Source organism: Novosphingobium sp. HNCC26BN242, from assembly GCF_057180525.1.
The window spans coordinates 206,810-218,853 of record NZ_JBXUGM010000001.1; the positions used below are offsets into that span (position 1 = coordinate 206,810).

General features: G+C 60.9%; 26 protein-coding genes. All 26 read left to right on the plus strand.

Annotation, left to right across the window (positions count from 1 at the left end):
- The first annotated feature begins 13 nt into the window (after positions 1-13).
- On the plus strand, positions 14-421 hold the full coding sequence (locus tag AC2A1F_RS00945) for a helix-turn-helix transcriptional regulator (RefSeq protein ID WP_484206910.1): 408 nt from the start codon (positions 14-16) through the stop codon (positions 419-421).
- Positions 418-819 carry a hypothetical protein gene (locus AC2A1F_RS00950; protein ID WP_484206911.1) on the plus strand — a complete coding sequence of 134 codons (402 nt, stop codon included), beginning with the start codon at positions 418-420 and terminating at the stop codon, positions 817-819. Before AC2A1F_RS00945 ends, AC2A1F_RS00950 begins: the two co-directional genes overlap by 4 nt.
- 84 nt (positions 820-903) lie before the next feature.
- Positions 904-1,266: a hypothetical protein gene (locus AC2A1F_RS00955; protein WP_484206912.1), complete on the plus strand. Its 363-nt coding sequence runs from the start codon at positions 904-906 to the stop codon at positions 1,264-1,266.
- Positions 1,263-1,568 carry a hypothetical protein gene (locus AC2A1F_RS00960; protein ID WP_484206913.1) on the plus strand — a complete coding sequence of 102 codons (306 nt, stop codon included), beginning with the start codon at positions 1,263-1,265 and terminating at the stop codon, positions 1,566-1,568. The genes AC2A1F_RS00955 and AC2A1F_RS00960 overlap by 4 nt, the downstream gene beginning before the upstream one ends.
- Positions 1,565-1,903 carry a hypothetical protein gene (locus AC2A1F_RS00965; protein ID WP_484206914.1) on the plus strand — a complete coding sequence of 113 codons (339 nt, stop codon included), beginning with the start codon at positions 1,565-1,567 and terminating at the stop codon, positions 1,901-1,903. The genes AC2A1F_RS00960 and AC2A1F_RS00965 overlap by 4 nt, the downstream gene beginning before the upstream one ends.
- Positions 1,900-2,043, plus strand: a complete 144-nt coding sequence (locus AC2A1F_RS00970; RefSeq protein ID WP_484206916.1) for a hypothetical protein — start codon at positions 1,900-1,902, stop codon at positions 2,041-2,043. Before AC2A1F_RS00965 ends, AC2A1F_RS00970 begins: the two co-directional genes overlap by 4 nt.
- Positions 2,040-2,270 carry a hypothetical protein gene (locus AC2A1F_RS00975; RefSeq protein ID WP_484206917.1) on the plus strand — a complete coding sequence of 77 codons (231 nt, stop codon included), beginning with the start codon at positions 2,040-2,042 and terminating at the stop codon, positions 2,268-2,270. The genes AC2A1F_RS00970 and AC2A1F_RS00975 overlap by 4 nt, the downstream gene beginning before the upstream one ends.
- 71 nt (positions 2,271-2,341) lie before the next feature.
- Positions 2,342-2,710: a hypothetical protein gene (locus AC2A1F_RS00980; RefSeq protein WP_484206918.1), complete on the plus strand. Its 369-nt coding sequence runs from the start codon at positions 2,342-2,344 to the stop codon at positions 2,708-2,710.
- Positions 2,707-3,033 carry a hypothetical protein gene (locus tag AC2A1F_RS00985; RefSeq protein WP_484206919.1) on the plus strand — a complete coding sequence of 109 codons (327 nt, stop codon included), beginning with the start codon at positions 2,707-2,709 and terminating at the stop codon, positions 3,031-3,033. Before AC2A1F_RS00980 ends, AC2A1F_RS00985 begins: the two co-directional genes overlap by 4 nt.
- 3 nt (positions 3,034-3,036) lie before the next feature.
- Positions 3,037-3,288, plus strand: coding sequence for a hypothetical protein (locus tag AC2A1F_RS00990; protein WP_484206920.1), 252 nt, complete (start codon positions 3,037-3,039; stop codon positions 3,286-3,288).
- Positions 3,289-3,339: 51 nt separating this feature from the next.
- Positions 3,340-3,594 (plus strand): hypothetical protein, encoded by a 255-nt coding sequence (locus AC2A1F_RS00995; protein ID WP_484206921.1) that lies wholly within the window; start codon positions 3,340-3,342, stop codon positions 3,592-3,594.
- A complete protein-coding gene (locus AC2A1F_RS01000) occupies positions 3,591-4,328 on the plus strand; it encodes a hypothetical protein (RefSeq protein ID WP_484206922.1) in 738 nt (245 codons plus the stop codon). Before AC2A1F_RS00995 ends, AC2A1F_RS01000 begins: the two co-directional genes overlap by 4 nt.
- The gene (locus AC2A1F_RS01005) at positions 4,325-4,624 is read left to right on the plus strand and encodes a hypothetical protein (protein WP_484206923.1); all 300 of its coding nucleotides are present in this window, start codon (positions 4,325-4,327) and stop codon (positions 4,622-4,624) included. Before AC2A1F_RS01000 ends, AC2A1F_RS01005 begins: the two co-directional genes overlap by 4 nt.
- On the plus strand, positions 4,621-4,809 hold the full coding sequence (locus AC2A1F_RS01010; protein WP_484206924.1) for a hypothetical protein: 189 nt from the start codon (positions 4,621-4,623) through the stop codon (positions 4,807-4,809). The genes AC2A1F_RS01005 and AC2A1F_RS01010 overlap by 4 nt, the downstream gene beginning before the upstream one ends.
- 44 nt (positions 4,810-4,853) lie before the next feature.
- A complete protein-coding gene (locus tag AC2A1F_RS01015) occupies positions 4,854-5,108 on the plus strand; it encodes a DUF2312 domain-containing protein (protein WP_484208136.1) in 255 nt (84 codons plus the stop codon).
- Complete coding sequence (locus tag AC2A1F_RS01020) at positions 5,108-5,323, plus strand: hypothetical protein (RefSeq protein ID WP_484206925.1); 216 nt, start codon at positions 5,108-5,110, stop codon at positions 5,321-5,323. The genes AC2A1F_RS01015 and AC2A1F_RS01020 overlap by 1 nt, the downstream gene beginning before the upstream one ends.
- A complete protein-coding gene (locus AC2A1F_RS01025) occupies positions 5,320-5,880 on the plus strand; it encodes a hypothetical protein (RefSeq protein WP_484206926.1) in 561 nt (186 codons plus the stop codon). Before AC2A1F_RS01020 ends, AC2A1F_RS01025 begins: the two co-directional genes overlap by 4 nt.
- Entirely contained in the window at positions 5,877-6,134 is a 258-nt protein-coding gene (locus AC2A1F_RS01030; protein WP_484206927.1) for a hypothetical protein, read from the plus strand. The genes AC2A1F_RS01025 and AC2A1F_RS01030 overlap by 4 nt, the downstream gene beginning before the upstream one ends.
- A gap of 79 nt (positions 6,135-6,213) precedes the next feature.
- Positions 6,214-6,393 carry a hypothetical protein gene (locus AC2A1F_RS01035; RefSeq protein ID WP_484206928.1) on the plus strand — a complete coding sequence of 60 codons (180 nt, stop codon included), beginning with the start codon at positions 6,214-6,216 and terminating at the stop codon, positions 6,391-6,393.
- Between the two features lie 149 nt (positions 6,394-6,542).
- Positions 6,543-6,884 (plus strand): hypothetical protein, encoded by a 342-nt coding sequence (locus AC2A1F_RS01040; protein ID WP_484206929.1) that lies wholly within the window; start codon positions 6,543-6,545, stop codon positions 6,882-6,884.
- Between the two features lie 3 nt (positions 6,885-6,887).
- Positions 6,888-8,189, plus strand: a complete 1,302-nt coding sequence (locus AC2A1F_RS01045; protein ID WP_484206930.1) for a hypothetical protein — start codon at positions 6,888-6,890, stop codon at positions 8,187-8,189.
- Positions 8,190-8,491: 302 nt separating this feature from the next.
- On the plus strand, positions 8,492-8,698 hold the full coding sequence (locus AC2A1F_RS01050) for a hypothetical protein (protein ID WP_484206931.1): 207 nt from the start codon (positions 8,492-8,494) through the stop codon (positions 8,696-8,698).
- Between the two features lie 475 nt (positions 8,699-9,173).
- Positions 9,174-9,536, plus strand: a complete 363-nt coding sequence (locus AC2A1F_RS01055) for an ArsR/SmtB family transcription factor (protein ID WP_484206932.1) — start codon at positions 9,174-9,176, stop codon at positions 9,534-9,536.
- 160 nt (positions 9,537-9,696) lie between these two features.
- The gene (gene arsC, locus AC2A1F_RS01060) at positions 9,697-10,128 is read left to right on the plus strand and encodes an arsenate reductase (glutaredoxin) (protein ID WP_484206933.1); all 432 of its coding nucleotides are present in this window, start codon (positions 9,697-9,699) and stop codon (positions 10,126-10,128) included.
- A 13-nt stretch (positions 10,129-10,141) separates the two neighbouring features.
- A complete protein-coding gene (arsB, locus tag AC2A1F_RS01065; RefSeq protein ID WP_484206934.1) occupies positions 10,142-11,218 on the plus strand; it encodes an ACR3 family arsenite efflux transporter in 1,077 nt (358 codons plus the stop codon).
- A complete protein-coding gene (arsH, locus tag AC2A1F_RS01070) occupies positions 11,215-11,976 on the plus strand; it encodes an arsenical resistance protein ArsH (protein WP_484206935.1) in 762 nt (253 codons plus the stop codon). Before arsB ends, arsH begins: the two co-directional genes overlap by 4 nt.
- The last annotated feature ends 68 nt before the right edge of the window (positions 11,977-12,044 follow it).

Consider the following 12,044-nt stretch of genomic DNA (forward strand, 5'->3'; position numbering starts at 1 on the left):
ATAGCTTCTATGCATGACCGCTGACATCATCCAATTTCCGGGCATGTCCGATTTGCCCAACCGTATCCGCGATTTTCGCACGTCAAAAGGCATGTCGCAGCAACAGCTTGCTGATTTGATTTTTGTAAGCAAGCCCACGATCAGCGAATTAGAGACGGGTAAAATGCAACTGACCGTCGACTATATGCGTCGCATCGGTCGAGCGCTTGGCTGTGCCCCCGCTGAACTGCTCAATGAAGAGGACCAGGTCGTTATTTTGAACGAGCAGGAACTTACCCTTGTAAAGCAATTTCGCGCGGCCGACGCCATGCAGCGCGAGTTGATTACCCGCGTGTCAGCGCCACCATCAAGTCATGTTGCGGTAGAGGGCCCGGAGCCACTTAGACCCATCGAACCTGACCTCGCGCGGAATGCCGCATGAAGTTGCCCGGCGCGCGCGCAGTTGTAATTTACCTGTCGTGCGCCGCAGTCATCGGGCTTTTTGGTTATCAGCAGTATCAGGTTATGGCGCTTAGCCGTGCCGTCGACGAGCTGGATGAACGCACCTACATCGACCCGATGATGGGGCCGCCGCGCGATGAACTACTTCTTTCGCGGGTTGACGCAATTGATCGGCAGATAACCGCAATTGAGCGTGATGTTCAAAGCCTCCAGTATCTTGCCCAACGTCAGAGACAGGCGACCTCCGCAACATCGCCTGATCTTGCAGCCGTTCGTCGTGACGCTGCTGACGCAAGGCGCGCGGCGTACAATGCGCAGATGGAAGTTTACGATGCCGAGAAGGCGCGCATTCTGCGGGATATGGCTAAAAAGAAATGACGTGTTGTCGATATGACAACATCCTATTGACTATCTGTTAGCGATACGCCAACAAGGCCCCGTTGAAACCAACGGAGGCCCATCATGGCATCGCGTGTTCTTGCTGCGGATGACCCGGCGCAGCCCACTTGCACTTTCGGTTATGTTCAGGGCCTGCTGGGCCAGAACAAGCTCACCCCGCGCCGCATGGCGCAATATCTCACCGCGCTGATCGAACAGCACGATTTCCCCAAACCGCTGCCTGCTTTGCTAAGGGGAGGCACCATCACCACCGGCGTGCATCCGCGCTCCACATGGATTCGCGCGGCGGTCCACGCATGGCTCGATGGCACCCTGCCACCGCCAATTGCGGCCACCATGGACCAGCAGGCCTTCGCCGCCGCCGCCATGGACATGGACGCCCGCGCATCAAACCTGCGCCTTGTCGCGGGGAGGGACGTGGCATGAAGGCCTCGCGCGAAACCGTCGAAAGCGATTTGCTGCGCGGCATGATCGCCTCTGGCGTTCCGCCACTCCAGGCAAAGCGCGCTGCCACCATGGCGCTGGCAGGCGTTGATCGTGTCATGGCTGTCATCGAGGAATACTTTGAGCCTATCCCTTCTGGTCCAGCATGGACGCTCGGCTATGGCATTTTCCTGCAGTTGCTCGAACAGCAGGCGCGCGGCATGGGCGAAGAAATGAAGTCCGCTGCCGAAAGCATGGGCTTTGCCAAGGTGGAGTTCAGCGTGGGCGGGGCGCTCAACTCATGATCGCCGCCACCAACCCCTTCCTCGGCCTGTCCACCCCGATCACGCCTATGGGCTATATCCGGGATGATCAAGCGCCGATGGTCCGCGTGGAAACCGCCACCGGCCGCATCATCGAAGTGCCCGCCGCGCTGCCGCCGGAAAGCCTTGTGCAGATCTGCGGCGGCACCTCATGGCTGCGCTGCCACTTCCCCGATCTTGTCGCACGCGGCAGCAGCGATGGCTTGCACGGGCCAGCGCCGTTTTTCTGCCAGATGCGCGCCGCCCGCGCGCTGATCGATGCCTGCATGCACGCCGAACAGGTCCGCCAGCAGCGCCGCAAAGGGGCCACGACATGAACCGCGCCGTTAATGCCGCCATCGACGCCTTCGTGCGCGCCGCCCTGGCCATCCCGCAGGCCGTCGCCTTTGTCGCATGGATCGTCATCCTCGTGCTGCTCACACAGGCTCTGCCTTACATTCCGGGGCTGGGCGCATGACCGCATCATCTTCTGACGGGGCCCTGTCCACCGCCCGCACCGGCCACAATTTCCACCGCGTGCGCGGCCCCGCGCAACGCCTGGTGCAAAAGCTGCTGAACGAATGCCGCGATGTCGAAGCGCAGGCCCTGCTCAACCTGCTGGAAAGCCACCAGCAGCAGCGCTCTGCCATCACCGATTACCACAACCACCTCCAGCGCGCCCTTCATCAGCAGGCCGCAGCATGAATTCCCGGTCTTCTTCCCCCGCTGAATATGCTCCGTCCGAGTCGTATTTTGGATCAGCGGGGGAAGGGGACATGCGCCCGCTTTCCACCGGTGAAGATACCAACCCCCCGGTTGGTGTCTGTTCAGCTTCATCGGTGGCGTCTGGCGGCGCGGCTTCTTCCGTGATCCCGGAAGCCGTGCTGCCAGACTTTATCCCCGTATCGGCCATGGAAGCCATGCTGCAGATCCGGCACGAACAGATCCACAAATTCGGCCACAGCCTCGAAGCGGACCGCGCGCGGCCCACGCTCGATTGGGCCCGCGATATCGAAAACGGCGCGCGCGCCATTCTGGAAGACGCGCAATTCAACAAACCCGCCGAACGCCTGCGCCGCCGCACCATAAAACTCGGCGCGCTGCTCATGGCCTTCGCTGATCGACTGGAAGGGGATGCACCATGAATGATCCGGCCAAGCCGCTGCCAGCCAAGCCGCAGTACGAAAGCGAACGCGGTTATGATCCTGATCTTGATGTCAGCAATCCCGGCTGCTTTCGCTTCGATGATATCCACTATTGCGCGGCCAAGCACAGCTCGTGCCTCACGCGCGGCCCCATTGTGATGTTGACGCTGGCCTTGGGCGAACGCGGCCTTGCCCTGCACCTGACACCCGAAGGCGCGCGCCAATACGCCACCGATATCATCGCCATCGCTGATCGTCTTGACGCGGCCCACGCCGCGCAAACCAACGCTCAACTCGCCGCCACTCTGGCAAAGAAAGGCTGAATTATGGCCAACCCCTACCGCGAAAACTACCTGCAACTGGCGCACAGCGCTTCCGAAAATGCGGAACCAGCCCCGGCGCAATCTGGCCCCGACTGGTCCGAAGACTTCCCGCTCGATGTGCCCGATTACGACTGGCCCGACGCCCCCGATCCGCGCGTGAACGACATCGATCGCCACTTCGCCTGGGGCTGGATGACCATCTGCGCCGCCATCTCGCTGGCCAGCCTCGCCTACCTCATCCGGCAATCCCTCTAACATCCCCGTCGCCCCGTGCTTGACACGGGGCTTGGCTTCTTGAGGCACCAAATGACCGATCTTCGCCAAGGCGTCACGCCAACCCAGCACGAAGTGCTCGATCTGATCGAAGAATATGCCGATCAATGGAATGCCGCATGGGATTGGGAGCGCCGCCTCCACGTCGGCACCCTTGAAGCGCGCCGTGCCGAAAATCACACGCTCCTGACGAAAAAGCGAGAACACGCGATGTTCGCCGCCGCCCTGCTGATCGACTTTGCAGACGAATGCGGCCGCCTGATCGCCACCAATGGCGACACCAAATGACCGGCCCCAACCGCAGCCCCCAAAATCGATCAAGCGCCGTCATGCAGCAACGCGCCGAACCGCGCGATGCGCTGGACTATTTCCCCACCCCGCCATGGGCCACGCGCGCCTTGTGCGAATGGCTGGCCGCGCACCTGGCAGAGCCGCTGGAAATCCAGCGCGTGTGGGAACCGGCCTGCGGCGAACTGCACATGGCAAAGCCCTTGCGCGAATACTTCGCCCACGTCCACGCCACCGATGTGGTGCGCTACACGCCCGATCACGGCATCTGCGATTTCCTGATCGATGGCCCAAGTCACGGTGAATTCGATTGGATCATCACCAACCCGCCCTTCGGCATCGGCGATTGGTTCGTGCAAAAAGCCATCGAACGCGCCCGGCGCGGTGTCGCCATGCTCGTGCGCAGCAGCTTCGCCGAAGGCGCAGAACGCTACACCAGCCTTTTCACCGATGAAGATCGCCCCGCGTACGAGCTGGTCTTCTGCGAACGTGTCCCCATGCTCAAAGGCCGCCTGATACAGGCCGGAAAGCCCGATCCGTTCAACCTGGACGAAAAAGGCGACCCCCGCAAAGTCAGCAGCGCCACCAGCTACGTCTGGATGATCTGGATTCCGGGGCAGCACGACACCCGCAAACGCTGGCTAAAACCCGGCACCCGCCGCGCGCTGGAACGCGAAGGCGATTACCCCGACTATTCCCACCTTTTCCCCGAACCGAAAGGATCCTTGCTGTGAGTGAACAGCCCCAGATTTTACTCACCGTTGACGAGGCCGTGAGCCTGTTCAAATCGCAGGAGTCTGCCCATTCGATCAATGTAATCGGCTGCGGCATCATGGGCTTTGAATGGTCGATTGATGGCGCACGGTTCAAGCTCGAAAGCTGCGCCGAGCTGCAAATTGCAGGAGACACTGCGCGCGGCATGGGCCACGGCATCGCCGCGACGGAGCCAGATGGCGACTTCATTTTCTTCGAGCACGACGAAGCCAAACTGGCAGCCTTCATCGCGGAACGTGAAGGCGCACCAGCATGACCACCCCCGTTGCGTTCGTGTCGAGCGAAGTCGAGACACCCACCACCTTCACCCCGGACTTGATCCGGGGTCCAGCTTCTTCTTCCGACACAGTGGAATGGATCAAGGGCGGCCCCACCGGCCAACCCACCATCACCCGCGTCCCCCTCGCATCCCTGCGCAACCGCAAAGGCCCGCGCCAATGAGCACGCGCGAGTTTGAACCTGTCACGCCGCGCCTGTCCGCTGGCATCGGCGACAATTCCTACAGCAACGGCAACGCCGATGACCGCCTGCGCCTGCTGATCGAACGCATCGAGCGCCTGGAGGAGGAGAAAAAGGGCATCGGCGATGACATCAAGGATATCTACCGCGAAGCCCACGCAACCGGCTACGACGCCAAGATCCTGCGCCAGATCGTCCGCCTGCGGAAAATGAAGCCCGACGATCGCCGCGAAATGGAAGCGGTCCTCGAAACCTACAAAGCCGCGCTGGGGATCGATTAATGACCCTACGCTACATCCGCGACTATTACGATGTTCCAGCCAATCGCGGCCAGCGCGTCAAATACACGGGCGATTGCACCAAACGTGGCAAGCCAAAGCTGGGAACCATCACCGGCGCAGACGGCGCGCGCCTGCGCATCCGCATGGATGGAGATAGCTTTTCCAACCTTTACCACCCGACATGGGAGCTTGAATATCTGGACGAAAAGGGATGACAAGTCCTGTCACCCCCGAACTCTCCACCCGCTACCCCGAAGTGCGCGTGCCCGATGCGCTTGACGAGCTGCGCCGCGAACGCGCCGCCCGCACGCGCACTTATCCGCACCAGGTGCAGCTGGGCAAGATGACGCAACCAGAGGCTGATTACCAGATCGCCCTGATCGACGCCCTGATCGAGGACATGACCCGCTGGGGCCGCTTCCTCGCCACTCGCCTGCCACAGCCTGCACAGCACGGCTTCACCTGGCACCAGCGCCGCGCCGCCATCGCGCGCGAACTCGAATACCGCGCCCGCGTCTATCCCGATTGGGTTGCCCGCGGCAAACTCGAACAGGCCGAAGCCGACAAGGCCACCCGCCGCCTCTCTGCCATCGCCGATTTCATGGACGATGGCTGGGACTGGCACGCCCGCAACGGCCTGCGCATCCTCTTCAACGTCACCCCCGCCACCGCCGCCGAAGCCGAAGCGCAAGCCGAATGGCAGGACCACTACCACACCGTCATGCAAGCGAGAGGCTACATGCCGGCCGACCAGAAGGAGCTCGCCCTTTGAAACCACTCACCCCCAAAGCCCGCGCGCGCTTGGAACCACTTTACAATTTCGTGCTGGGCCTGATTCAGGCCGGGCATTCTCCGTCCGAAATCATCGATGAGCTGGTTCAGGACCACGGCGCAGTCCTTCGCTACGCCAGCGGCACCAACCAGTTCAAATGCGCAGGCATCACCGGGCAGGCCACCTGCAACACCAGCGCCCAGCTGCTGGCCAGCTGGCGCGGCTGCGCCATGCGCCGCTTGATGGCTACCTAATTCATCGTCACCCCGGACTTGATCCGGGGTCCAGCTATCCGCGCCCGGCGGCACCGGGCATCGAGGAATGGAGTATCCAATGCACGAAACCCTCAAAAACTGGTCCGCCAAGCGCAGCGGCGCTTTCATCACAGTGACCGGCGCAGACTGGCAAAGCGGCAAAGTGGTAAAGATCCCGCACGTTCGTGAAATCGTCCCTGCCACCGATGGAGCGCGCGCGATCGACGGCCACGGCACTCAGCACCATTTGCTAAGCTGACACTCCGGGTCCCTTTTTGCTCTCGCAATCGAGAAAGCAAAAACGGACCCACCTACCGGGCGGCGGACTCTTGACCGCCGCCCACCATCGAGTCAAACTCACCACCGCCCAGGCAATCGGCCGGGCACATGGTCAGAAAGGACCGTCCGATGGACACGAAAACCCAACGCCAATACTTTGCGCGCGCCGCCCAGCTTCTCGGCGGCAACGAGGAAACCTCCCGCGTTCTTGGCATCAGCTCCCGCAGTGTCCGCATGTACATCGCCGGAGAACGCCGCCTGCACGCGGGCATTCTGGAAGACATGGCCAAGGCCCTGATCGCCCACGCCGATGAATGCCGCGCGCTGGAACGCAAACTCTCCCCCGCCTTCGCCAGCAACCTGAACGAGGCCAACGCCCCGCCGATGCACGATGGCAAGCAATCGGTCGGAAAGCGCATCCCCAAGGCACAGGTCGATGCCATGGCCCGCAAACTCGGCCTTAAGGACTAACCCATGGCCCAGATCCGCATCCCCTGCCTGGTTGGCAAACCGAACAGGGCCGGTATCACCAGCTGGTACTGGCAACCCAGCAGCACTTTGGCCAAGGCCGGATGGAAAGCCGTTGCCCTGGGCAAGGATATGTCCGCCGCCATCAAGGCCGCCGAAAGGCGCAACGATGAAGTCGAGGCATGGAAATCAGGCGGCGCACGCCCGCGCGATGTGAAAAAGCGCGAAAAGCTCGGCACCTTCGGCCACCTGCTGCAGCGCTATGAAAAGGAAGTGATCGAGGGGAAGAAGCCCAACGGCCAGCGCCTGATCGCCGAATCCACCGCGCGCACCTATCGCACCAGCTTGAAGAAGCTCGAAGCATGGGCCGGGCCGTTCCCCATCGCCTACATCACGCCCCAGCGCGTGAAAGCGCTCAAGAACGCGATGATGGACCCGAAACAGGGCATCGGCCACCACGCCGCGCACCAGGCGCTGAAACTCGGCCGTCAGGTGTTCAGCTTTGCAGAGAGCGAGGACATCATTGCCAAGGGCAGCAACCCCTTCGGCAATTTCAATCTCGCCGCGCCGCCGCCGCGCGAACAGGTGTGGAGCCCGCCCGCGCGCGAAGCCATGATTTTCAGCGCCTACGATATGGGCATGCCCTCGATGGCGCTGGCCATCATGCTCGGCTTCGCCACCGGCCAGCGCGAGGAAGATTACCTTGCCGCCAGCCAAAGCCAGTATGTAATCCTGCAGCCGCACGACATGCAGCCAGAGGATTACCGCACGCTGCAAGCGATAGCACCGGACGGGATCGTGCGCGGCCTGCGCATTCGCCAGCAAAAGACCAAGGCATGGGTCGCGGTCCCCGTTGTCGGCAATGTCCGCTGGGCGATAGAGAACAACATCGAAAGCGCCCGCGCCGCTGGCGCCACCACGATCCTGCTCGATGACACCCGCCGCACCAATGCAGGCGCAATTGCCACTTACCACGGCAAGGCCGGTCAAACCCGCTTCCAGCGTGACTTCGCCGAAATCCGCGATTGGGCCGCCGCCATCGCCCGCAGCGAAGGCAATGCAGATCTTGCCGAAGAGCTGGACCAGATCCAGTTCAGAGACTTGCGCCGCACCTGCGTAGTCTACTTGGGCGAACTCGGCATGGACGCCCACCTGATCGCAGGCGTCACCGGCCACGATATCGACGAAACCCAGAAGATCCTTAAAACCTACATGCCCCGCACCACGGCAAGAGCTGCCCGCGCAATCGCCATATCCACCCTGCGCACCGCCAGCGAAGAAGCACACCGCCAGGAGCAAGCCGGATGATCCTCCGGGTTCTGGAGCGTTATTGGGCAAAGGTTGATAGGCGCGGCGAGGATACGTGCTGGAACTGGAAAGGCGCACGCACCACAGGCGGCTACGGACAAATCGGCGGGGGCACCAAGCGCTCGAAGTGGAAAGCGCCAGCAACGCATGTTGCATTGGCAATCGACAATCGACCCCGCCCTAGTCCGATCCATGTAGCGATGCACTCGTGCGACAATCCGCGGTGCGTAAACCCGCGACATTTAAGCTGGGGAACGCACACTGAAAATATGCAGGACATGTGGGGCAAGGAGCGCGCAGGCATGCAAAAGCGCGCCGCCATGACTCTGGATGAAGCTGCTGCATCGCTTGGCAGCATGCAGCCCGGAAATACCAAGTTGAACGAAGAACAGGCGTGCTTCATTCGCACCAGCGACATGCCGACCGCTGACATCGCACGGCTTCTGAACGTATCATGGCAAACGGTCGACAATGTGCGCAAAGGCAAGACTTGGCGCTGGCTGCTATGATCCATAGCCTTCCAACATTTCTTCCAATAACAGGGCTTTTTGCATCGTTTTGACCACGCAAACCCGTCATTTTTGTCAATCGGTAACATTCCCAAGCTGAATACGAGGGTTCGATTCCCTTCACCCGCTCCAATGTATTCAAGTGTGTTGTGAAGATTGATCGAGTGTTCGCTTTCGGGGAACCTTCGAATTCTTGTGGCTCTCCGCGCCAGGGCGCTACGAGCGTGGATCGATTTCCTTCACCGCTCCATTTCGACGTCCGCCAGCGTCCGCCGAGACCTTCAAAAAGCTACTGATTTCGGGTTGTTGCTGCGGCTTGCTGGCCGCTGGTGTTCGCCAGAACTCACCTAAATGCCTTCATCCGCATATGCGATTTGAAAGTGGTGAACGCCGCCTCATGATTTGACGATTTTCGAAATGTCGATTGACTTGATCATTCAAGAAGATATTTCCATCTTTCTCGAAAGGTGGATGGATGGACGAAATCAATGTGCAAGTCTGGGCCGTCGATGCGCTTGGCGCACTGGCGCATGAAACCCGGCTTTCGGTGTTCCGCATGCTGGTTCAAACCGGTCCCGAGGGCATGATCGCAGGCGCCATCGCCGAACATCAGGGCGTGCCGCCATCCACCATGTCGCATCACCTTGCTACGCTGGAGCGCGCCGGGCTGGTCCAGTCGACACGCGAAAGTCGCTTGATCCATTACCGCGCCGACTATCCTGGAATGCGCCGCCTGCTCATGTTCCTGATGCAGGACTGCTGCCAGGGGGCACCAGAAATGTGCGGCGATCTGCTGGCTGATCTGGTCTGCAACCCATCCCAAACCCACGATTCCTGAGGTTCCAAATGGCTGACAAGACCTACAGTGTCCTGTTGCTTTGCAACGACAACAGCGCCTGCGTAACTGTGGGCGAAGCGGTGATAAGCAAGCCCGGTGCTGGCAGGTTTAAGGCTTACAGTGCCGGAGCGAGCGTCGAAGCAAGCGCTGGAGAAAACCCATGACCACCGACATCGTGATCTATCACAACCCCGAATGCGGCACGTCGCGCAATGCGCTGGCCATGATCCGCAATGCCGGGATCGAGCCGCATGTTGTGGAATATCTGAAGACACCGCCATCGCGTGCCTTGCTGGAAAGCCTGATCGAACGCGCGGGCATCTCACCGCGCGCGCTGCTGCGCGAAAAGGGCACGCCGTTCGCCGACCTGGGGCTGGATAATCCCGATCTCACCGATGCGCAGTTGATCGACGCGATGATGGGCCATCCGATCCTGATCAACCGCCCGCTGGTGGTCTCGCCGCTTGGCGTGAAGCTGTGCCGCCCTTCGGAAGAAGTGCTGGATCTGATCCCGGCGCACCAGCGCGGCGCCTTTGCCAAGGAAGACGGCGAACAGGTGGTCGATGCCGCCGGCAATCGCGTCGCTGGCTGAAGCAGGAACACTCATGACAGCCCAGCCCAAGCGCGAACGCCTGTCGTTCGTTGATCGCTATCTGACCTTGTGGATCTTCCTCGCGATGGCGCTGGGCGTCGGGCTGGGATCGACGTTCGAGGGTCTGCCTGCGGCCATCGACAGCCTGTCGTGGGGCAGCACCAACATTCCCATCGCCATCGGCCTGATCCTGATGATGTATCCGCCGCTTGCGCGCGTGCGGTATGAAGAATTGCCACGCGTGTTTGATGACAAGCGCGTGCTGGTGATCTCGTTGATACAGAACTGGATCATCGGTCCGGTGTTGATGTTCGCGCTGGCGGTGATCTTCCTCTCGGACAAGCCGGAATACATGACTGGCCTGATCCTGATCGGCCTTGCGCGCTGTATTGCGATGGTCATCGTCTGGAATCAGCTGGCCAAGGGTGACAACCAGTATGTCGCGGCGCTGGTGGCGTTCAACTCGATCTTCCAGATTCTGTTTTTCAGCGTCTACGCATGGTTCTTCCTCGCTTTTCTGCCGCCGCTGTTCGGGTTGGAAAGCAGCGTGATTGATGTCAGCTTCTGGACGATTGCCCAGGCCGTGCTGATCTATCTCGGGGCTCCCTTCCTCGCCGGGTTCCTCACCCGCAAATGGTTGGCCAAGGCCAAGGGTAACGACTGGTACGAGGGCAGCTTCCTCCCCAGAATCGGCCCGATCACGCTGATCGCGCTGCTGTTCACCATCGTTGCCATGTTCAGCCTAAAGGGAAGCGAGATCGTCACGCTGCCGGGCGACACCATTCGTATCGCCATTCCGCTGACGATCTATTTCGTGGTCCAGTTCTCGATCAGTTTCTTCATGGGCAAGCTGATCGCCAGTGACTATCCGCGTAGCACCGCAGTGGCGTTCACCGCAGCGGGCAACAATTTCGAGCTGGCGATTGCAGTGGCTATTGCAGCGTTCGGGCTGGCCTCGCCGGTAGCCTTCGCCGCCGTGATCGGCCCGTTGGTGGAAGTTCCGGTGCTGATCTTGCTGGTCAATGTCGCCTTCTGGTTCGGACGACGCTGGTTCCCGGACAGCGTGCCAGCACACGGGACGGAGGCATGACCGGCATGACTTTCGAGCGCCTTCGCTCATTGGTGGACCCGGATCATCTGCCCGCTCTGAAGGCGGAATATGCCCACCACAGCCCGGCCTCTGGCCTTGGCGCAATTGATCCGCCGCCCCGCGTCTTGCTGCTCTATGGCTCCTTGCGCGAACGGTCCTATTCGCGGCTTGTCGTCGAGGAAGCTGCACGCCTCCTGCAGTTCTTTGGCTGCGAAACGCGCATCTTTGATCCGCGCGACCTGCCGCTGCCCGATCAGGTCAAAGATGATGACCACCCCGCCGTGGCCGAACTGCGCGCGCATTCGCTGTGGTCAGAAGCGCAGGTTTGGTGCAGTCCCGAACGTCACGGCCAGATTACAGGGATCATGAAAACCCAGATCGATCATCTGCCTTTGGCCTATAAAGGGATGCGTCCCACACAAGGCCGCGCTCTTGCGGTTATGCAGGTCAGCGCAGGTTCGCAAAGCTTCAACAGCGTCAATACCTTGCGCATTCTCGGCCGTTGGATGCGAATGTTCACCATTCCCAACCAGTCGAGCGTCGCCAAAGCTTATGAGGAATTCGACGAAGCAGGCCGGATGAAGCCATCGAGCTACTATGATCGGATCGTCGATGTTGTGGAAGAATTGGTGCGCTTTACCGTTCTCCTGCGGCCTCATGCCGAGCAACTTGTGGACCGTTATTCGGAGCGGGTGGACAGGAACGCACCGGTAACGGCTGCGAGCAGCATCCTTGCCTCGATTGAACCCGCTGCCTGACGGAAGCGGCATGGTGGAACATCGGCCAGTTCCCGCCAACAGGCCTTTAGCCGCAAAAAGCCGGTGAG

Excerpts from the sequence above, each read along its gene's own strand:
- AC2A1F_RS00945 (WP_484206910.1), top strand. The coding sequence starts at position 14 with ATGACCGCTGACATCATCCAATTTCCGGGCATGTCCGATTTGCCCAAC.
- AC2A1F_RS00950 (WP_484206911.1), top strand. The coding sequence starts at position 418 with ATGAAGTTGCCCGGCGCGCGCGCAGTTGTAATTTACCTGTCGTGCGCC.
- AC2A1F_RS00955 (WP_484206912.1), top strand. The coding sequence starts at position 904 with ATGGCATCGCGTGTTCTTGCTGCGGATGACCCGGCGCAGCCCACTTGC.
- AC2A1F_RS00960 (WP_484206913.1), top strand. The coding sequence starts at position 1,263 with ATGAAGGCCTCGCGCGAAACCGTCGAAAGCGATTTGCTGCGCGGCATG.
- AC2A1F_RS00965 (WP_484206914.1), top strand. The coding sequence starts at position 1,565 with ATGATCGCCGCCACCAACCCCTTCCTCGGCCTGTCCACCCCGATCACG.
- AC2A1F_RS00970 (WP_484206916.1), top strand. The coding sequence starts at position 1,900 with ATGAACCGCGCCGTTAATGCCGCCATCGACGCCTTCGTGCGCGCCGCC.
- AC2A1F_RS00975 (WP_484206917.1), top strand. The coding sequence starts at position 2,040 with ATGACCGCATCATCTTCTGACGGGGCCCTGTCCACCGCCCGCACCGGC.
- AC2A1F_RS00980 (WP_484206918.1), top strand. The coding sequence starts at position 2,342 with ATGCGCCCGCTTTCCACCGGTGAAGATACCAACCCCCCGGTTGGTGTC.
- AC2A1F_RS00985 (WP_484206919.1), top strand. The coding sequence starts at position 2,707 with ATGAATGATCCGGCCAAGCCGCTGCCAGCCAAGCCGCAGTACGAAAGC.
- AC2A1F_RS00990 (WP_484206920.1), top strand. The coding sequence starts at position 3,037 with ATGGCCAACCCCTACCGCGAAAACTACCTGCAACTGGCGCACAGCGCT.
- AC2A1F_RS00995 (WP_484206921.1), top strand. The coding sequence starts at position 3,340 with ATGACCGATCTTCGCCAAGGCGTCACGCCAACCCAGCACGAAGTGCTC.
- AC2A1F_RS01000 (WP_484206922.1), top strand. The coding sequence starts at position 3,591 with ATGACCGGCCCCAACCGCAGCCCCCAAAATCGATCAAGCGCCGTCATG.
- AC2A1F_RS01010 (WP_484206924.1), top strand. The coding sequence starts at position 4,621 with ATGACCACCCCCGTTGCGTTCGTGTCGAGCGAAGTCGAGACACCCACC.
- AC2A1F_RS01020 (WP_484206925.1), top strand. The coding sequence starts at position 5,108 with ATGACCCTACGCTACATCCGCGACTATTACGATGTTCCAGCCAATCGC.
- AC2A1F_RS01025 (WP_484206926.1), top strand. The coding sequence starts at position 5,320 with ATGACAAGTCCTGTCACCCCCGAACTCTCCACCCGCTACCCCGAAGTG.
- AC2A1F_RS01035 (WP_484206928.1), top strand. The coding sequence starts at position 6,214 with ATGCACGAAACCCTCAAAAACTGGTCCGCCAAGCGCAGCGGCGCTTTC.
- AC2A1F_RS01040 (WP_484206929.1), top strand. The coding sequence starts at position 6,543 with ATGGACACGAAAACCCAACGCCAATACTTTGCGCGCGCCGCCCAGCTT.
- AC2A1F_RS01045 (WP_484206930.1), top strand. The coding sequence starts at position 6,888 with ATGGCCCAGATCCGCATCCCCTGCCTGGTTGGCAAACCGAACAGGGCC.
- AC2A1F_RS01050 (WP_484206931.1), top strand. The coding sequence starts at position 8,492 with ATGCAAAAGCGCGCCGCCATGACTCTGGATGAAGCTGCTGCATCGCTT.
- AC2A1F_RS01055 (WP_484206932.1), top strand. The coding sequence starts at position 9,174 with ATGGACGAAATCAATGTGCAAGTCTGGGCCGTCGATGCGCTTGGCGCA.
- arsC (WP_484206933.1), top strand. The coding sequence starts at position 9,697 with ATGACCACCGACATCGTGATCTATCACAACCCCGAATGCGGCACGTCG.
- arsB (WP_484206934.1), top strand. The coding sequence starts at position 10,142 with ATGACAGCCCAGCCCAAGCGCGAACGCCTGTCGTTCGTTGATCGCTAT.
- arsH (WP_484206935.1), top strand. The coding sequence starts at position 11,215 with ATGACCGGCATGACTTTCGAGCGCCTTCGCTCATTGGTGGACCCGGAT.